General features: G+C 66.9%; 3 protein-coding genes. All 3 read right to left on the bottom strand.

Translation table 11 applies throughout. The features are described from left to right. Positions 1–239 precede the first annotated feature (239 nt). The gene (locus tag Q4I23_RS32455; protein ID WP_498528969.1) at positions 240–944 is read right to left on the bottom strand and encodes a nitroreductase; all 705 of its coding nucleotides are present in this window, start codon (positions 942–944) and stop codon (positions 240–242) included. A gap of 77 nt (positions 945–1,021) precedes the next feature. Then, on the bottom strand, positions 1,022–1,396 hold the full coding sequence (locus tag Q4I23_RS32450) for a response regulator transcription factor (protein ID WP_051141058.1): 375 nt from the start codon (positions 1,394–1,396) through the stop codon (positions 1,022–1,024). A gap of 157 nt (positions 1,397–1,553) precedes the next feature. Next, positions 1,554–1,730, bottom strand: a complete 177-nt coding sequence (locus tag Q4I23_RS32445) for a response regulator transcription factor (RefSeq protein ID WP_498528970.1) — start codon at positions 1,728–1,730, stop codon at positions 1,554–1,556. Between the last annotated feature and the right edge of the window lie 103 nt (positions 1,731–1,833).

The following is a 1,833-nucleotide window of genomic DNA, read 5'->3' as shown; positions in this document are numbered from 1 at the left end:
GCGTATAATCGTCGGCAGCGTCAGATGTGTATAAGAGACAGCAAGATCATCGAGCAGAGCCATCGTCGGAACACTCCAAGCCGCAGGAAACGGGACGCGGGGCGGAGCCTGCCGGGATGGAACGGTCAGGCCAGCGCTTCGCGGCGCGGCTGGAGAGTGCCGTCACGGCCCGCCGACGCCTGTGCGAAAACGCACATTGCGAACAGGGGCCGAAAACAGGAGCCGACAAGGCGGGGATATCAGAAGCCGTGAAAACGGGTGAAGTCGGCGACCGGGGCGCGCTCGGTCTCCAGGCGGTTTTCCGGCGCGTTCGGGTCGGCGTGGCCCAACGCCATGCCGCTCAGCAGGATGTCGGTGTCCGGGATGTCGAGATGGCGACGGACGATGCGGTGGTGGGTGATGAAGGCGGCCTGCGGGCAGGTGTCCAGCCCGAAGCCCCGCGCCGCCACCATCACATTCTCCATGAACATGCCGACGTCGAGCCAGCTTCCCTGCTCCATCCGCCGGTCCATCGTGAAGAACAGCCCGACCGCGGCGCCGAAGAAGTCGTAATTGCGGGCGTGCTGCTCCGCCATCGCCGCGCGGTCACCCTTGGCGATGCCGAGCAGGCCGTAGAGGTCCCAGCCGATCTTCCGGCGCCGCCCCAGGTAGGGCTCGAACCACTGGGTCGGGTAATAGGTGTATTCCGCCCCGTCCTGATCGTCCGCCGGGTCGAAATGGGCGGCGCGCAACTCCGCCGACAGCGCCTCGCGCGCCGCGCCGGCCACCGCATGGACTTTCCAGGGCTGGATGTTCGACCCGCTGGGGGCCCGGCTGGCGGCGTCGAGGATCTCCGTCACCACGGCGCGCGGCACCGGCTTGGCGGTAAAGGCGCGGACGCTGCGGCGGCTGCGCACGGCCTCCAGGGCAGACAGGGGGCGGGAAAAGGATTCTTCGGACGCCATGGGCGCGCTCCGCTGCGGACGGTGTTTCACGAACCCTGTCCGGGGAACGGCGGCCCTCTCAGGACCGAGAAGGACGGTCAGGCTGGCAGCAGGCGCTGCACCGCGTCAAGGAGCTGGTCCTCTTCGAACGGCTTTTCCAGGAAGGCGGTCACGCCGGCTTCCCGCGCGCGGGCGAACGTCGCCGGATCGCCGCGCCCCGACACCATGATGACGGGCAGGCCGTGCAGGTTCGCGCCGAAACGCTCGATGAACTCCAGCCCGCTCATCACCGGCAGATGCAGGTCGAGAACGAGGCAGCCCGACGGCTTGCCGTTGTACTGATCCATGAAACTCTGGCACGACGCATAGTCGCGCACTTCGAAGGCACAGGCTTCGAGCAGCGCCTTCATCGAGTCCCGCACCGGCTCGTCGTCGTCGACGATGTAGACGATGCTATCGCCCGGTTCGGCCAAGACTGCCTCCAGCATCGGAAATCACGCGGAATGACGCCCGTTGGCGGGCGGTACAGGGAAGATAGAAGCCGCCCGGCGGTGCCGGAATACGGAGTTCCCCTTATCGGGCGTGGTTTTGATGTGGATCAGTCGCCGCCGGCGTCGCTCGCCGTCCGTATCACTCCCCTTTGGGGGTGATCCCGGCAGACAGAGCCATGCGGACGAGCGAGGGCAGGCTGTCGGCGCGCATCTTCTCCATCACGCGGGCGCGGTGGATCTCGACCGTGCGCGGGCTGATCGACAGCTCGAAGGCGATGACCTTGTTCGACTTGCCTTCGACCAGCCATTGCAGCACGTCGCGTTCCCGCGGCGTCAGGCTGGCCAGCCGCTCCAGCACCTCCGGAGACGCGGCGGGGGCTGTCTCTTATACACATCTGACGCTGCCGACGATTATACGC

Source organism: Azospirillum sp. UFLA03-27 (assembly GCF_059803775.1).
This window is presented reverse-complemented; position numbering and strand designations above follow the sequence as displayed.

What these genes read in the sequence shown, in the direction of transcription:
- Q4I23_RS32455 (WP_498528969.1), bottom strand. Translation starts at nt 944, where the DNA reads ATGGCGTCCGAAGAATCCTTTTCCCGCCCCCTGTCTGCCCTGGAGGCC.